This window comes from Fibrella rubiginis, from assembly GCF_017353185.1.
In the GTDB taxonomy this organism is placed as follows: Bacteria; Bacteroidota; Bacteroidia; order Cytophagales; family Spirosomataceae; genus Fibrella; species Fibrella rubiginis.
In genome coordinates this window covers 622,239-637,033 of the sequence record NZ_JAFMYV010000002.1, presented here as the reverse complement: position 1 = coordinate 637,033, position 14,795 = coordinate 622,239, and the positions used below count along the sequence as shown (strand labels likewise).

Below are 14,795 nucleotides of genomic sequence, written 5' to 3'. Positions count from 1 at the left end.
TATTTGGCCTTTTTGAGTCTGTGCAGAATATAGATAATGTTTCAACAATTTATCCAGTAACTATAAATTTACCAAAATAATATGTGAATTTATGAGGAATGTTCGATTTTATTGCTGATTTACCCCTATTTATAAAGGAGAAATATTGCAAAGGCCATTTTGTTAGATAAAATTTGTGCGATTCATTACCACAATCAAAGTCGGGTTTGACGAAACAAAAAGGATGAAAAAACAGATTTTACTTGCATTTTCAGTAAGTGCTGGTTTTGCTGCTCAAGCCGGTGATACCACGGATGTGGCCAAGCCAAAGGCTGTTTCTGCCGTTGCGACTACCGCTCCTAAGGAGGGTGAAGACACAGGTAAATTTACCTTTTCGGGTTACCTCGACTTTTATTACCTCGGCAACTTCAACAATCCCATCGACCGCATGAACACGGGCGTAAACGGCTCGGCACGGGCGTTCGATCAGCGGGCCGGGCAGTTTCAGCTGGGCATTGTGCAGGCTAAAGCCTCTTATACCTCTGAAAAAGTCGACGCGGTAATGGACCTGGCGTTTGGTAACAACGCCGACCTGGGCAACTACGGCAACACGGTGTCGTTGAATTCTGGGGCGGCCACGTCAACGGCCTTAGCCATCAAGCAGGCTTACCTGACCCTGAAAGCCACCTCTAAACTGAGTTTTACGGCAGGTCAGTTTGGTACGCACATCGGTTATGAGGTGATTGATGCTCCGGTCAACTACAACTACTCGCTCTCCAACCTCTTTAACAACGGGCCTTTCTACCACCTGGGCGTGAAGGCCCAATATGCCATCAGCGACAAGGCTTCGCTGATGGTGGGACTGGTGAACAACATCGACCGGAGTTTCGACAACAACCGGGCAAAAGGCTTCATCGCTCAACTGGCCCTGATTCCCGTTAGCGGCTGGAATATCTACCTGAACACGGCTATTTCTAACGAAGCAAACGTACGCACCAAGCCCGACGCCGCTGTTGGTACCGATACCACGGGTACGTATTCCATCTTCGACTTAACCACCACCTACCAGATTACGCCCAAGTTCTTTCTGGGGTTAAACGCGGCCTACGGTTCGCAAACAGGTGGTTATCAGCAGCTTAATCCTTATGCTACCGGTACGTATGTTGACAAATCGACCAGTTGGGGTGGGGTAGCCATCTACTCAAACTACGCCGTGTCGGACAAATTCGGTCTGGGTGCCCGCTACGAAGTATTCGACAATACGGGTGGTGCCCGCGCGCTGGTTGCCGCCGATGGTACAGGTGTTTCGGTCAACTCAGTCACGATCACGGGTAACATCACTACCGGCAATGGTCACGTGTTGCTCAAGCCTGAATTCCGGGTCGACAGTTACAGCAAAAACAAGTTCATCAACGGCGACGGTAAGCTCACCAAGAGCCAAACCACGCTGGGCATGGCGGCGATCTTCAAGTTTTAATCCTTACAACAAAACCAATTCTGAGTCATGAAAAAACCTGCTCTAGTTCCCCTGCTTATCTTGCTGGCAATCAGTGTATGGGCCGTGTTGAGCCCGTCTGTTCCCACGCAGATCGTGACGGAAGGTATCAATACCGGCGACACCGCCTGGATGCTGATGGCCACGGCACTGGTACTGCTGATGACCCCCGGTCTGGCTTATTTCTACGGTGGCATGGTGAATAACAAGAACGTGATCTCGACCATGTTGCAGAGCTTCATTGCCATGGGTGTCATCAGCATCCTGTGGGTGGTGTGTGGTTTCAGCCTTGCCTTCGGTGACTCGATCGGTGGTTTTATTGGCGATCCCCGCACATTTCTGATGTTCAAGGGTGTGCTCGATGGTAAGCCCTGGTCATTGGCCGCAACCATCCCCCTGGCGGTGTTCGCTTTCTTTCAGTTAAAGTTTGCCGTGATCACCCCCGCCCTGATCACCGGGTCAATGGCCGAGCGGATCAATTTCCGGTCGTATGTGCTGTTTATGATTCTCTTCAGCCTCTTCGTGTATGCTCCGCTGGCTCACTGGACCTGGCACCCAAATGGGTTCCTGTTCAAACGTGGGGTGCTTGATTTTGCCGGTGGCACTGTGGTTCACATGTCGGCGGGGTGGGCTGCCCTGGCGGGTGCGTTGTACCTGAAACGTCGTCAGTCGCACGTAGAGGCGGCTATTCTGCCACCTGCCAACATACCATACGTATTGTTGGGTACGGGTTTGCTGTGGTTTGGCTGGTTTGGTTTCAATGCCGGTTCGGCGGTGGGTGCCTCGCCACTGGCGGCTACGGCCTTCGCGACGACCAACACGGCGGCGGCGGCGGCGGGCCTGGGCTGGGTGCTGTTTGATGCGGCCCGTGGCAAGAAAGTGTCGGCCCTTGGGTTCTGTATCGGTGCGGTAGTTGGCCTGGTGGCTATTACGCCCGCAGCTGGTTTTGTAACGATACCAACGGCCATTTTTATCGGTACCGTTGCCTCGATGGTGTCGAACTATGTGGCGCACCTCCGCTCAAAATCAACCCTCGACGATACCCTCGACGTGTTTCCCTGCCACGGTGTGGGGGGTATGGTCGGCATGCTGATGACGGGCATCTTCGCCAGCAAAGGTGTTAACTCAGCCGTAACGGTCGAGGGGCTTGCCTTCGGCGAAACGGGCCTGTTCTTCGAACACCTGCTGGCCCTGGTGGTGGTTTCTGCTTTCGCTTTCGGCATGTCATTCCTGCTGCTGAAAGTAACCGACATGATTCTGCCCCTGCGCGTGACCGAAGCCGACGAGAAAGAAGGCCTCGACGTGAGTCAGCACGATGAGTTTTTGATCGACGCGTAAAGAGAGTTTACTGTTTACTGTTTAAGGTTCAATGTTGCTTCGCACTGTTACGCCGAGCGCGAAGCAACGTTGAACCTTAGACATTAAACAGTAAACCAAAATATAACGGCAGACCCACAGGCTTAGGTGTTGCGTTGGCGGCTTTGGCCGCTGGCTCATCGAACTGTGGTTTTGTTGTACTCGTTGAAGGTATCTACCCCTGGTGGATACCTTCTTTGTTATCTGGCCGCTGCCCGCCGTAATCGGTCGTTGATAGCGCGGCCAAGTCCCTGCTCCGGGGCGAGCTGCACATATATGTGTGTTACGGGTAGCGTATCGAGGGCACGAAGGTGAGCAAACAGGTTTTTTGCCGCTTCATTCAGGTTGCCGGAAGGAGAGAGTTGAAGCTGGTAACTTTCGGAAATGCCGGGCAGTAACTCACTGAATACCAAGGTACCTGCGTAAGCTTCAGGCGCCGGTAGCTGACCAGGCCGGAGCAGCGTGACGGGTTTGCGGGGGGCGTAATGGCTGCTGAGCATACCTGGGGCGGCGGGGTTCGAACTGGAATGGTCCTTTACGGATAGCGGCCCCGTCACGGCCTCGATCTGTTCCAGCGCCATGCCGCCAAGTCGGTAAACGGTGGGTTGCCCGGCTTCATCAAAACCAACAATTGTTGACTCCAGCCCAATCTGGCAGGGTCCTCCGTCGAGGATATACGGTACCTGATCGCCAAGCTGGTTGGCCACGTGCTGCGCCGTAGTGGGACTGATGTAGCCGAATGGGTTAGCACTCGGTGCCGCCAGCGGAAAATCGAGTTGAGCTAACAAACTCAGCGTAAGCGGATGATTGGGTATCCGTACGGCCACGCGCGCAAGGCCCGACGTGGTCAGGTCAGGAATGTGCGGTTGTTTGGGCAATAGCAACGTCAGCGGACCGGGCCAGAACGCCCGCGCTAATTTTTCGGCTAGCGGGGGCATAGCCAGCACCAGCGACCGCACCTTTTCCAGCGTATCGGTATGCACAATGAGTGGGTCAAAGGCAGGCCGGTTTTTCACCCGGAAAATGGTCAGCACTGCGTCGGGATCAAGGGCGTTGGCGGCTAGTCCATACACCGTTTCGGTGGGTATGCCTACCACAGTACCCTCTTCCAGAAAACGTTTAGCGGTGAATATATCCGTACCGATCATCCTAGCTCAACCGAATGCCATCATCACCGATGGTAATTTTTCGTTCGCGATAAAGTGCCCCCACGGCCTGCTTAAAGGTTTTTTTGCTCATGGCGAGTGCCCGGTAAATAACCTGTGGATCAGACTTATCCGTCAGCGGCAGAAAGCCATTGCTGGCGTTGAGCTTATCAAGGATGGCCTGGGCGTTGGGTTCTACTTTGGCGTAACCCATGGGTTGCAGGCTCAGGTCAACCCGCCCGTCGTCGCGGATGCGCTTCACATACGCCCGTACTTTGTCGCCATTGCGGAGTGGTTTAAACAACTCATTGGCGTAGAATAACCCCCGAAACCCGTTGTTTACAATAGCATTCAGGCCCAGGTCGGTACGCTCGTAAATCTGCGCAACCACTTCATCACCTTCTTTCAGGTCTTCCGGTGCCTCATCGTCGATCAGCGAATTAATCTTGGTTGAGCCAATCAACCGACCGGATTTTGTATCATACCCACAGTAGATCACGTACCAGCGACCCACCACCAGCGGTTCGGCCTGCTCCTGAAGCGGCACGAGCAGGTCTTTTTCCAACCCCCAGTCCATAAATGCCCCAAACGGAGCCGTTGCCACGCATTGCAACGCGCCAAACTCATCGCGCGTTACGGCAGGACGCAGGGTGGTGGCAATAGGCCGGTCTTCAGAATCGGTATAGACAAATACCTCTATTTCGTCGCCCTCACGGAGTGTATCGGGCACATATTTATTGGGCAGCAGGATATCGTTTTCGTCATCATCGCCCAAAAACATGCCCACGCTGGTCATCCGCAGGGCCGTCAACCGGTTGTTCCGTCCAATCTCAATCATGGGGCAAAGGTAGGGGAAGGGGGGTCAAGGTCTAAAGTCTAATGTCTAAAGTTGCTTCGCACTGAAACAGTACGCGCGAAGCAACTTTAGACATTAGACTTTAGACTTTAGACTTTAGACCTTGAACCCTCTTCCCCATCGCCAGTCCCGATAAAAAGGCTCCTTCCACATTGCCGTTGCCGAAACCGTCGCCGCCGAAGAGGAGGGGTGCGTGGGCCTGGGCAGACAGGAAGGGGGTGGGGTGGCGCTTGATGGCGTTGCTGTAGCGCCAGCGGTGAATCTGTCTGTCAACGATTGAATCGGCGGGGATATAGTGGGTGACGTCGGCGGTGAGCAGGGGGATCAGGGCCTGCTGGTCGGGGTCGTCGAGGTGTGCCTGACTGAAAGCGTGACTGGCGTGAAGGGTGACGGTAGTCTGATTGGGCGATATCCCTTTTTGCGCATTATCGGCCAGCCACGCCACCGGGCTGTGCTGGTCATCGCCGTCGGTTTGTTTCAGTCCACCCGGCTCCGGTAGTTGACTTGGACCGTTCAGTTGTAGCATGACGGCCAGGCAGGGCGCGTAGTGGATGGCTTCCAGGGCTGCTTTGTCGGCTTCGGCCAGTGCCAGACCAGAGGCGTCGCACAGGGCCAGGGCCTGCGGGGCGGGGACAGTAATAAGTAGCACGTCGGCGCTGAATATGCGTGTGTTGTCTTGTTCAGTGGTGGTTAGTGTCCAACCCGTTTTGGCGGGTGCGATGCGCGTTACCGTGCACTCCGTCTGCACGTCGAGACCCTGAGCGAGGTATTTGGCAATGCTGTTCATGCCTTCGGAGCCAACCCAGCGCGGATGCCTGAACCCAGCCGGGTCTGACTGCTCCAGATGCCATTCGTGCACCACACCCGCCTGGCTCATCTCCTGCGTAAGCGCATGAAATTCGGGACTTTGTGCCGAAAAATATTGAGCGCCATGATCGGCGCGGCCATTGCCGAGGCGGCGGGTTGCCAGGCGACCACCAATGCCCCGACCTTTGTCGAGAAGGGTAACGGTATGGCCCTGGCGGGTGAGTTCGCGGGCGGCAGTCAGGCCAGACAGGCCAGCGCCAATGATCAGGATAGTGGGCATAGGGTTGAAACCGTTAAGCCCTGCTCATTGTTGAACACGTCATGCGTTGGTCTGTTTTGCTACGGTGGTCGTTCTCGCTCCTGATTGCCCTGCCGCTGGCAGCCCTGCTGCTGTTTCCATCGCTCTGGCGTTGCCTCACCATCCAGTACTCGCCCCGGTTCGTTGTCCAGACAGAAAACAACCGCACCCTCTACATCAGCCAGGACGCCTCGGCCCGGCAACGCGACGTGTTGCTGGCCCATTTTGAGCAGGCCAACGACCGTATCCGGCAGTTCTGGGGCAAATCGGAAGGGCGGGCACTGGTAATTTATTGCCCTACGCAGGACCAGTATGCGCAGTATTGTTCGGGCGGTGAAGGGGCCGGGTGCAGCCTCGGTATGCCCTGGGGAGATTCATTTCTTGTTTTGGGCCCCGACGGCAACAACGTGGATGTAATGGCCCACGAGCTTTGCCACGACGAGTTATTTGCCCGGCTGGGCTGGTTTACCATTAAACGGCAGGTGCCGCAGTGGTTCAATGAGGGCCTGGCCCTGATGGTCGACTACCGGTTCACTACCGCCACCAACAGTGCTGCCGTACGGTTTCTGGAATATGATGCCCAATGGAACTACCGCGCCCACGGCCCGTCGGGGTTGTCACCGCAGTTTGTACCGGAACTGTCGTCGCTGGAGACCACACGTGATTTTTTTTATGGCGATTACGGTCGCGTCATGCTGGCCTACCTCACGGCTGGCCGCGAGGTGTCGCGCTGGATGGCCACCACCGGTTCGGCTGCGCTGACACGGCTACTGGCTGACCTACAGGCGGGTGAGTCGTTTGACGATGTTTACCAGTATGCTCACAAAAAGAAAACGGCTGGAAAAGCAGCCCCGTCAGGATCGGCACACTAAGCGAGGCCATTAAAAAATGTTCTTCGGGCAACTGGTCGCACGGATTGCCCGTCTGCTATCTTTGTTTACACGCCTCACAATACCCCTGTAATGACTAAAAAGTACGTCAGCGCCACCTCCCGCGATCCGGGTACAACCACCGTGAAGGAGGCGTTCGATAAGTTGTTGCAGGTGTATAAGTTACGGGGCCGGTTCAACGAAACATACCTCGAAACGTTCTGGGGTAAAATGATGGGACCAATGATCGCCTCACGCACCACCCGCCTTTACGTTCGCGACCGTACCCTCTACATCGAGCTATCATCGGCACCCCTCCGCAACGAACTGGTCAACGCCAAACAAAAACTCATTCAGGTCGTCAACAAAGAAGTCGGTGCCGACGTGATTGACGATGTTGTGTTTACCTGAGTTTAATGTTTAATGTCTAAGGTTTAATGTTGCTTCGTGCTCGGCGTAACAGCGCGAAGTAACGTTGAACCTTAGACATTAAACATTAAACATTAAACATTAAACTTCCTTTCTTCCTCCCCAAATCTGATACTGAATGCGTGCCCAGACCAGGATGCAGGGCACGGCTTTGATGCTGTAGGGTACGAAAAAAGCGTCGCGCCAGAGCTTAGGAAACAGATCGGTAGGGGAGAGGGATGTGAATAGGATGACCAGCGCCAGCAGGACTTTGTCGAGGGTAGAGGCGGGTTTGGGCAGCACAATCCACCAGAGCGCCACGCCAACTACCGCCAGCACGTAGGTAGGTGATTCGGCCATCTTGTTGAAAACGATGACGAACAGCAGGAAATACGCCACCATCAATCGCTGGTAGAGTCGGTCGTGCCACAGCTTGAATCGGGCGAAGGGAGCCAGAAAGAGCGTGATGCCCACTAGCTCGATAATGCGCAGGTTGCCATCGGATTTGTCCATACCGAACCAGGCCACCAGTACGCCCGGCACCGAAATAAGTACGCCCAGTTTGCTCACCACCACCACCCGGCCCCATTCGGCGTATTCGCTGAGTACGCTCTCCCAGGGAATCATGGTCCAGGGAGCCAGGCCCAGCAAGACCGTCCAGACGACCATAGCGAGCAGAAACTGTCCTTTCTTCGGGTAAAAAAGAAAGAAGATCGCCGCGCCTACGCCGTAGAATTTAATGTAGAGACAAAGCGTAAACGCCAGTGCTGCCCACCACACTTGCTGTTTCCGCAAGGCATATAGCCCCAGCAGCATAGCCCCCACGATGAAGTTGTTGCTCTGCATGTTCTGCGCCGTAATCAGCGCCTCGCTCACCACAATGGCCAGCACCACCAGCCGCTTCCGGTTGGCGTTTTCTTCATCCGACAGATAATACCAGATACCGGCCACCAGCACCACGGCATTGAGCAGGTTCCAGAGCAGCACGCCAAGCCAGTTGGGCAGGTAATAAAACGGCCCCATCAGCCACGCGAACGTCGGACTGTACTTGTAATTGTCTTCAAACAGATCAGGATGAAGGCCGTATATCGTTTTGTTAATCAACAGATTATGGAACGGCTTGGCAAACATCAGGTAGTTGTTGAACTGCCCAAGCGCGTATTTCTGCGCCGCCACTGCTGTCAGCAGCACGATAACGAATCCGGCAAACCGTTGCGCCGTCAGCCAGCGGGGAAAGTGGGGAGTAGTAAGCGCAACTTTAGCCATTGAACCTTAAACTTTAGACTCTAGTGTTTCCGCAAACTCACCCATCGTGGCGTACTCACCGTGCTGACGGAGGAAGCGAAGCAGGGCCTCTACGCGGTCGAGGAGTTCGTGGTCAGAATAGCGTTTGACGTAGGTCGGAATTTTGTCGAAAGCCGAGAGGTCGGTGAACTCCCAGGGGTGGACATACAGGTTCACGTAGCCATCGGCGCGGAGTGTTTCCAGGCACAGTTGCTTGTAGAGCGCAAAGGGAAAATTTTTCAGGCTAAGCCAAAACAGGGGCAGCCGTAGCCTGGGCGTTACCGAGGCCGGAATTTGCCATACCGACTGTTCGCGGAAGGGTAAGCGTGGTTCACCCCAATGGTTGTACCGCCCCGGAATGAACGTGGGGTGCAGCGATGAGTTGTATACATAACCTGCATCGGCCACCTCATCGGGGTTGGTATCGCCCATCCGCGCCCGCCGAAACCCACGAACAGGCTTGCCCAGCAACGTTTCCAGCGCCTGTTTCGATTTAGCCAGATCACCCGGTTCAAACGTCGTGTGGAAATACCCGTGCGAGGCAATCTCATGGCGCCTGGCCAGTTGCTGCATCAGTGCAGGTTCATGCAGGGCGTAGTTGGCCGTGGTGAACAGGGTGGTCCGGGCATTGAGTGCCTCGAACCGTTCGGCCAGCAGGCGCAGGCCTTTGGTCGATACCGCAATTTGATCAGTGAGTGACAGGTCGTGGCCGTATTCGAGGGCCGTATCAAATTCTTCTACGTCAACGGTGAAGAGTATGCGCGGGGGGCTGGTGCTTGCCATGTAATGACTTCCTCAATCTCGCTCGTGTCGCCAATGATGTAGGGTGGGCGCTGTTTCACTTCCACGAACGTTTTGCCCAAATATACGCCGATAATGCCGATGACGATGAATTGGGCACCCCCGATGAGCAGCGTCAGCAGCACCACTGTGGTGTATCCCGAGACAATACCGTCGGTGAAAAAGTACTCATACAGCACCTCAAGGCCGAAAAGCGTAGAGAACAGCGCCATCAGCAGGCCAAGTACCACCGAGGCATAGAGCGGCTTGGTGGTAAAGGAGGTAATGCCCATCACGGCCAGCTGAAACATCTTCTTGAACGAGTATTTGGTGGTGCCGGCGAAGCGGGCAGCAGGCTCATACTCGATCCGGCATTGCCGAAAACCTACCCACGAAATCATGCCGCGCAGGAAGAGGTCGTTCTCTTTAAAGCTCTTTAGCGTATCGATCACCTTCCGGTCGAGCAACCGGAAATCGGCAGCACCGTCTTCCAGTTCCAGATCTGATGCCGCCCGGAGCAGTTTGTAAAAGTTGCGCGAGGTAAATCGTTTCCGCCACGAGAGCGTGGGGTCGGGTTTGCGCACGGTGTAGACCACCTCAAAGTCTTCGCGCCATTTCTGCACCAGCGTCGGGATCAGTTCGGGCGGGTGCTGTAGGTCGGCGTCGAGGCTGATGGCGCAGGCACCGCGGGCGTGTTCGTAGCCCGCCCGGAGGGCCATCTGATGCCCGAAATTCCGCGAAAAAGAAATAAACCGCAGCTCGTCGTGCACCTGACTCAGCTGTCGCAATACCGCCTTGGTCTGATCCGTACTACCGTCGTCGATAATCAGGATTTCGTAGGGGCCCAGCGGCTCCATCACGTCCCGCAACCGCTCCACTAGCACCGGCAGGTTCTCTTCTTCGTTGAACGCGGGAACAACAAGACTGATGAGATCGGGCGTAAACGGGGCGTTCATGAGTAGTGGTTAACAGACCCTACAAATATACGGCAAACAGGTGTTGAGGCAGTTTAAGCGTATGCAGGTCCAGTCAAAACACCGGGGGTAAAATCACCACTGGAGTTTGTTTGTGACTACGAAACTTCTCGTCGGCGGTAAGCAGCGTGAAACCTAAATCCGTCGCAGTAGCTGCCACAATAGCATCCATAAGCTTAAGACGAGTAGTCAATCTAATTTGAATAGCCCGCTGTTTTATTGATTGTGATAAATCAATACTGACGCAATCGGCAAGTAACTCATTAATAATGTTCCGTTCCGGGCGAGTGAGTTGTGGCTGACACTGCATCTCCATTTCAGTGACCACTGAAATATATACCTGTTTCCCGTCAAGTAGTTCAGTGGCCAAACTATCGCCATTGAGTAGCCGAATAAGTACGTTCGTGTCGGCGAAAATAGGCTCAATCATCGCTACGTAATTCGCGCTGATAAGCTACCGGATCTTGATCCCATTTTACAGTCCCGGCATACTTTTTAGCATTAAACCCACTCCTGGGTTTAGTTTGAGCTTTTTTGACCTCGGCTTTCACCCTTTGGTGCCCTTGGTGTGACGTTGCCATGTTGCTGTTTTGTAGTGTTCAACTTACCAACATACGGGTCAATAAACAAGTTTGCAAGTTGAATAAGGTCATAGGCTAGCGGTACCCACTCATAGCCAGTCGCCCAGTTGATTTAGTACGTCCTGCTCGGTGATGTGGCCGGAGAGGATAATGTCGGCCTGGTTGTAGATGGGCAGACGGGCCTGGTGTTTCAGGCGCAGGTTGGTGAGCAGGTCGCTGTCCGCGGCGTCGAAGAGGGGGCGTTCGGCCTGCTCATTGGGGTGTTGTTCGGCATGGAGCAGCATCCGTTCCCAGATGACTTCGGGCGGGACATCTAAAAATACCGATACGCCCGTGGTTTTGATATAGGCCATGTTATCGTGGTAGATGGGCATACCACCGCCCGTAGCCACTACCAGGTTGACACCAGGTTTAATGGTGCGCAGCACGCGGGCTTCCAGTTCGCGGAAATGAGCTTCGCCAAACTTTTCGAATAGCTGAGCAACCGTCATTCCTTCTTCCCGCTGAATGAGTTTGTCGGTGTCCGTAAAATGATAGTGCAGTTCGCGGGCCAGCCGTTTGCCCAGCGTCGTCTTACCCGACGAAGGCATACCGATCAGGAAGATGTTTTTCATTTAACAAGCCCCAGTACCGTCTCTTTATCGGGTGTGCGGTTGTGGTGCCATTTGCCCCGAACAATACCATTGCTGAGAAGCCAGGTGCCGGGGTCGGTGCGCATGATTGTTTTCAGTACAGTGGCATCGCCCTTGTAGGTGGGCAGCACCAACTGAAACTCTTTCTTGAACGTGTTGATGGCCTCGTCGGAGGCCGATGTGAGCAGAATAGGCGTGACGGCAGTGCCTTTGAGGCTATTAACCAGCGACCGGATGGCTGGTATGGCCCCCGCGTCGACATGCTTCACGTCTTTAACGATCACAAAGAGTTTGTTCCCCTGAAACGTCTGTTCTGTGAAATCACCTTCGGCATCATTCCAGACGCGGTAGTCGGTAATCTTAGGCTTAGCCGATTCATTGAGCAACACCATCTCCTTGAACTTATAGGTGGTGTCGGTGGGGTACTTGTCGAAGCGTTCCGTTTTGCCATTTTTGGTCATAATATACTCATAGCGAAGTGGTTCCGACGGTTTCATCTGCGTAGGGATGCTCTTGCCAACTGCGTAGGGCAGCATATCCCAGGGCGGAAGGTACTGGATGGCATAGACGCCTAAACCAACCGACAGTATCAGCGACATGAACACAAGCCAGCCCGTTTTGCGCGATTTCATGCGGTTGCGGTGGCCGATGATGTAAAGAATGAGCACCATCAGCACCACATCTTTGGTAAACGACGTCCAGGGTTTGAGTTTCAGGGCCTCGCCGAAACAACCACAGTCGGTGACGCGGTTAAAGTAGGCCGAATAGAAGGTAAGGAATGTGAAAAAGCTGACCAGCAGCAGCAGCAACCACGTGGTCAGTTTGGGCCGGAACGAAGCCAGCAGGGCCACACCCAGCACCACTTCGGCCACACACATGAACACGGCAATAATGAGCATGTAGGGCAGGGTGGCAGTAAACAACGGAGCCAGCACAGGTAGATCCTGGGCAAATACTTCGAAGTATTCGTCCATCTTAATCTGCGTACCTACGGGGTCGTTGAGTTTGATAAGGCCGGAGATGACAAACAGAATGCCAACGGCAAAACGGGCAATGCGGGCGGCAATCAGCGTTTTCGAAATGCGCGCCTTCATTGGTGGCTGTGGTGTGGTGGCGTTCATAAGGTTAGCTTAATAAGGCAAAAAACGGCGTAATTGATCATATCCATGTAGTTGGCTTCCACCCCTTCCGAGACCAGCGTAGCTCCCTGGTTGTCTTCAATCTGCTTGGTACGCAGTAGCTTCATCAGAATAATGTCGGTCATGGAGCTAACGCGCATATCGCGCCAGGCTTCGCCGTAATCGTGGTTTTTGGCGAAAAGGAGATCCATCACCTGATTCATCTGCCCGTCGTAGAGGCGCTCCAGTTCGTCGGTAGGAATATCGGTGCGGGCATCAGCGGCAAGTTGAATCTGAATCAGAGCCATCACGCAGTAGTTAATGATACCTACAAACTCAGGCTCAATGCCTTCGCCTACTTTGCTCACGCCCTTTTCCTGCAACGTGCGGATGCGCTGGGCTTTGATGAAAATCTGATCGGTAATGCTCGACAACCGGAGAATGCGCCAGGCCGTGCCGTAGTCCTGATTTTTTTTCAGGAACAAGTCCTTGCAGCGCTGAATTACCTGCCGATATTGGGATTCTGTGGACAAAATAAGTTTAAAGTCTAAAGTCCAATGGTTAAAGTAGACAGCCGAAGGCAACTGGTTGCTGAGGTCTAAAGTTTACTGTTGACAGAGCTGTTGACATTGAACACTAAACGTTAAACATTGGACTGTTTTTGATGGCCGAAATTACGAAAAAAACGATCATCTGCCGGGGACAAACCGTCGACCTGACCGTGCCGAGGGTGATGGGAATCATCAACAGTACGCCCGATTCGTTCTACGCCGGCAGTCGCCTGGAGGTAGGACTTGAGGTGGCGACGGCCGCCGTGGCGACGGCCGCCCGTATGCTCGACGAGGGGGCTACATTTCTCGACGTAGGTGGCTACTCAACCCGACCCGGCGCGACAACCATTAGTCCCACCGAAGAGGCCGACCGCGTACTACCTGTGATTGAAGCAATCCTCAACAGCTTCCCCGACGCGCTTATATCCGTCGATACCTTCCGGGCCGACGTGGCGCGGCAGGCTGTAGAGCAGGGCGCGGCCATGATCAACGACGTGTCGGGCGGGACGCTGGACGCAGACATGTTTGCCACGGTGGCCGGGTTGGGGGTACCCTACGTGCTGATGCACCTGCGCGGCACGCCCCAAACCATGCAGTCGCTGACCCATTATACGGATTTGGTACCCGACGTAGTGGCTGAACTAACCGACCAACTAACCAAACTCCGGTCATACGGGCCGGTGCAGGTAATCATCGACCCTGGATTTGGGTTTGCCAAGACGGCTGATCAAAATTTTTTGCTACTCCGCGAACTGGCTGCTTTCGCCGTCTTCGACGCCCCCATACTGGTAGGGCTATCGCGCAAGGCGACTATTTATAAGACACTGAATACCAGTGCCGAATTCGCTCTGAACGGCACCACGGTAGTGAATACGGTTGCCTTACTGGGGGGCGCATCTATCCTGCGCGTTCACGATGTGCGGGAAGCGGTTGACGCGGTAATTTTGACCCAGAGATTAAAAAAAGTTTGACACCCGGCTTGTGTTCGCCAGAACGAAACCCTACTTTTGCAGTCCCAAAACGGCACTCGCACGGCTGTCAGGAATGATCTGGTAGCTCAGCTGGTAGAGCAATACACTTTTAATGTATGGGTCCTGGGTTCGAATCCCAGCCGGATCACAGGCAAAAAAGAAGGGTTGATAGCATTTGCTATCAACCCTTCTTTTTTTGCGTTAAGGAGTTTTATGCCTTCCGTCTTCTGCTGGGTTCGAGGCAATTGTTTATTTATACAAGTTGAGCTTACGCAATGTGGCCTGTAATTCGGATAAGTGAACGTCTTTTATTACTACTTTTCCTTCGGGGTCAATTAGCACCGTAGTGGGATAACCTTGTTGCGGTTAGACTGTATTCAATTATAATGTTACAAGCTACCGATTTTCTACAATGCTTCCTCATAAAAGTGAAAAACGCGAGTGTGGGTTTTACTCTGGTGTGGCTGCTTATCCCGTAGGGATTTAACAGCGTAGCGTCGGTAGCGGTGGGGTTGGGGTTTTACCCTTCCTACGTGCCGTAGGTACGTCACCAGTAGCGTACCTACGGCACGCAGAAGCAATTCGGGGTCATTTTTCTACCGACGCTACGCTGTTAAATCCCTACGGGACAAGCAGCCACACCAGAGTGAAACCCATCCAAGGCGCGAAACAACCACCGTGGACCGTCTTG

General features: G+C 54.0%; 15 protein-coding genes and 1 tRNA gene. 6 read left to right on the top strand and 10 right to left on the bottom strand.

The features are described 5' to 3' along the window. Window positions 1-223 precede the first annotated feature (223 nt). Both J2I47_RS06180 and J2I47_RS06175 read left to right on the top strand, forming a co-directional pair. Window positions 224-1,456, top strand: coding sequence for a porin (locus J2I47_RS06180; protein WP_207363668.1), 1,233 nt, complete (start codon window positions 224-226; stop codon window positions 1,454-1,456). Window positions 1,457-1,483: 27 nt separating this feature from the next. Beyond that, window positions 1,484-2,812: an ammonium transporter gene (locus J2I47_RS06175; RefSeq protein ID WP_207363667.1), complete on the top strand. Its 1,329-nt coding sequence runs from the start codon at window positions 1,484-1,486 to the stop codon at window positions 2,810-2,812. 218 nt (window positions 2,813-3,030) lie between these two features. Here J2I47_RS06175 and J2I47_RS06170 read toward each other — a convergent pair whose 3' ends face one another. The 3 genes from J2I47_RS06170 to J2I47_RS06160 all read right to left on the bottom strand — a co-directional run bounded on the left by J2I47_RS06170 (window position 3,031) and on the right by J2I47_RS06160 (window position 5,918). Further along, entirely contained in the window at window positions 3,031-3,978 is a 948-nt protein-coding gene (locus tag J2I47_RS06170; RefSeq protein WP_207363666.1) for an L-threonylcarbamoyladenylate synthase, read from the bottom strand. 1 nt (window position 3,979) lies between these two features. Then, window positions 3,980-4,813, bottom strand: a complete 834-nt coding sequence (locus J2I47_RS06165; RefSeq protein WP_207363665.1) for a CvfB family protein — start codon at window positions 4,811-4,813, stop codon at window positions 3,980-3,982. A 100-nt stretch (window positions 4,814-4,913) separates the two neighbouring features. Further along, window positions 4,914-5,918: an NAD(P)/FAD-dependent oxidoreductase gene (locus tag J2I47_RS06160; RefSeq protein WP_207363664.1), complete on the bottom strand. Its 1,005-nt coding sequence runs from the start codon at window positions 5,916-5,918 to the stop codon at window positions 4,914-4,916. A 41-nt stretch (window positions 5,919-5,959) separates the two neighbouring features. On the opposite strand from J2I47_RS06160, the gene J2I47_RS06155 reads away from it, so the two are divergent. Continuing rightward, complete coding sequence (locus tag J2I47_RS06155) at window positions 5,960-6,808, top strand: hypothetical protein (protein WP_207363663.1); 849 nt, start codon at window positions 5,960-5,962, stop codon at window positions 6,806-6,808. A gap of 90 nt (window positions 6,809-6,898) precedes the next feature. Continuing rightward, a complete protein-coding gene (locus J2I47_RS06150) occupies window positions 6,899-7,216 on the top strand; it encodes a DciA family protein (RefSeq protein WP_207333444.1) in 318 nt (105 codons plus the stop codon). A 99-nt stretch (window positions 7,217-7,315) separates the two neighbouring features. Here J2I47_RS06150 and J2I47_RS06145 read toward each other — a convergent pair whose 3' ends face one another. The 7 genes from J2I47_RS06145 to J2I47_RS06115 form a co-directional block, all read right to left on the bottom strand. Then, the gene (locus tag J2I47_RS06145) at window positions 7,316-8,479 is read right to left on the bottom strand and encodes a glycosyltransferase family 87 protein (protein ID WP_207363662.1); all 1,164 of its coding nucleotides are present in this window, start codon (window positions 8,477-8,479) and stop codon (window positions 7,316-7,318) included. A 6-nt stretch (window positions 8,480-8,485) separates the two neighbouring features. Next, window positions 8,486-9,280: a polysaccharide deacetylase family protein gene (locus tag J2I47_RS06140; protein ID WP_207363661.1), complete on the bottom strand. Its 795-nt coding sequence runs from the start codon at window positions 9,278-9,280 to the stop codon at window positions 8,486-8,488. Next, window positions 9,235-10,233 carry a glycosyltransferase family 2 protein gene (locus J2I47_RS06135; protein ID WP_207363660.1) on the bottom strand — a complete coding sequence of 333 codons (999 nt, stop codon included), beginning with the start codon at window positions 10,231-10,233 and terminating at the stop codon, window positions 9,235-9,237. Before J2I47_RS06135 ends, J2I47_RS06140 begins: the two co-directional genes overlap by 46 nt. A gap of 73 nt (window positions 10,234-10,306) precedes the next feature. Next, entirely contained in the window at window positions 10,307-10,681 is a 375-nt protein-coding gene (locus J2I47_RS06130; protein WP_207363659.1) for a type II toxin-antitoxin system VapC family toxin, read from the bottom strand. Window positions 10,682-10,921: 240 nt separating this feature from the next. After that, a complete protein-coding gene (locus J2I47_RS06125) occupies window positions 10,922-11,446 on the bottom strand; it encodes a shikimate kinase (RefSeq protein WP_207363658.1) in 525 nt (174 codons plus the stop codon). Then, a complete protein-coding gene (locus J2I47_RS06120; RefSeq protein WP_207363657.1) occupies window positions 11,443-12,585 on the bottom strand; it encodes a BT_3928 family protein in 1,143 nt (380 codons plus the stop codon). Before J2I47_RS06120 ends, J2I47_RS06125 begins: the two co-directional genes overlap by 4 nt. Continuing rightward, the gene (locus tag J2I47_RS06115; protein WP_207363820.1) at window positions 12,582-13,118 is read right to left on the bottom strand and encodes a DUF1599 domain-containing protein; all 537 of its coding nucleotides are present in this window, start codon (window positions 13,116-13,118) and stop codon (window positions 12,582-12,584) included. Before J2I47_RS06115 ends, J2I47_RS06120 begins: the two co-directional genes overlap by 4 nt. A 128-nt stretch (window positions 13,119-13,246) precedes the next feature. On the opposite strand from J2I47_RS06115, the gene folP reads away from it, so the two are divergent. Both folP and J2I47_RS06105 read left to right on the top strand, forming a co-directional pair. Further along, on the top strand, window positions 13,247-14,104 hold the full coding sequence (folP, locus tag J2I47_RS06110) for a dihydropteroate synthase (protein ID WP_207363656.1): 858 nt from the start codon (window positions 13,247-13,249) through the stop codon (window positions 14,102-14,104). A 75-nt stretch (window positions 14,105-14,179) separates the two neighbouring features. Next, a tRNA-Lys gene (locus J2I47_RS06105) sits at window positions 14,180-14,252 on the top strand. The last annotated feature ends 543 nt before the right edge of the window (window positions 14,253-14,795 follow it).

Excerpts from the sequence above, each read along its gene's own strand:
- J2I47_RS06180 (WP_207363668.1), top strand. The coding sequence starts at position 224 with ATGAAAAAACAGATTTTACTTGCATTTTCAGTAAGTGCTGGTTTTGCT.
- J2I47_RS06175 (WP_207363667.1), top strand. The coding sequence starts at position 1,484 with ATGAAAAAACCTGCTCTAGTTCCCCTGCTTATCTTGCTGGCAATCAGT.
- J2I47_RS06170 (WP_207363666.1), bottom strand. The coding sequence starts at position 3,978 with ATGATCGGTACGGATATATTCACCGCTAAACGTTTTCTGGAAGAGGGT.
- J2I47_RS06165 (WP_207363665.1), bottom strand. The coding sequence starts at position 4,813 with ATGATTGAGATTGGACGGAACAACCGGTTGACGGCCCTGCGGATGACC.
- J2I47_RS06160 (WP_207363664.1), bottom strand. The coding sequence starts at position 5,918 with ATGCCCACTATCCTGATCATTGGCGCTGGCCTGTCTGGCCTGACTGCC.
- J2I47_RS06155 (WP_207363663.1), top strand. The coding sequence starts at position 5,960 with ATGCGTTGGTCTGTTTTGCTACGGTGGTCGTTCTCGCTCCTGATTGCC.
- J2I47_RS06150 (WP_207333444.1), top strand. The coding sequence starts at position 6,899 with ATGACTAAAAAGTACGTCAGCGCCACCTCCCGCGATCCGGGTACAACC.
- J2I47_RS06145 (WP_207363662.1), bottom strand. The coding sequence starts at position 8,479 with ATGGCTAAAGTTGCGCTTACTACTCCCCACTTTCCCCGCTGGCTGACG.
- J2I47_RS06140 (WP_207363661.1), bottom strand. The coding sequence starts at position 9,280 with ATGGCAAGCACCAGCCCCCCGCGCATACTCTTCACCGTTGACGTAGAA.
- J2I47_RS06135 (WP_207363660.1), bottom strand. The coding sequence starts at position 10,233 with ATGAACGCCCCGTTTACGCCCGATCTCATCAGTCTTGTTGTTCCCGCG.
- J2I47_RS06130 (WP_207363659.1), bottom strand. The coding sequence starts at position 10,681 with ATGATTGAGCCTATTTTCGCCGACACGAACGTACTTATTCGGCTACTC.
- J2I47_RS06125 (WP_207363658.1), bottom strand. The coding sequence starts at position 11,446 with ATGAAAAACATCTTCCTGATCGGTATGCCTTCGTCGGGTAAGACGACG.
- J2I47_RS06120 (WP_207363657.1), bottom strand. The coding sequence starts at position 12,585 with ATGAACGCCACCACACCACAGCCACCAATGAAGGCGCGCATTTCGAAA.
- folP (WP_207363656.1), top strand. The coding sequence starts at position 13,247 with ATGGCCGAAATTACGAAAAAAACGATCATCTGCCGGGGACAAACCGTC.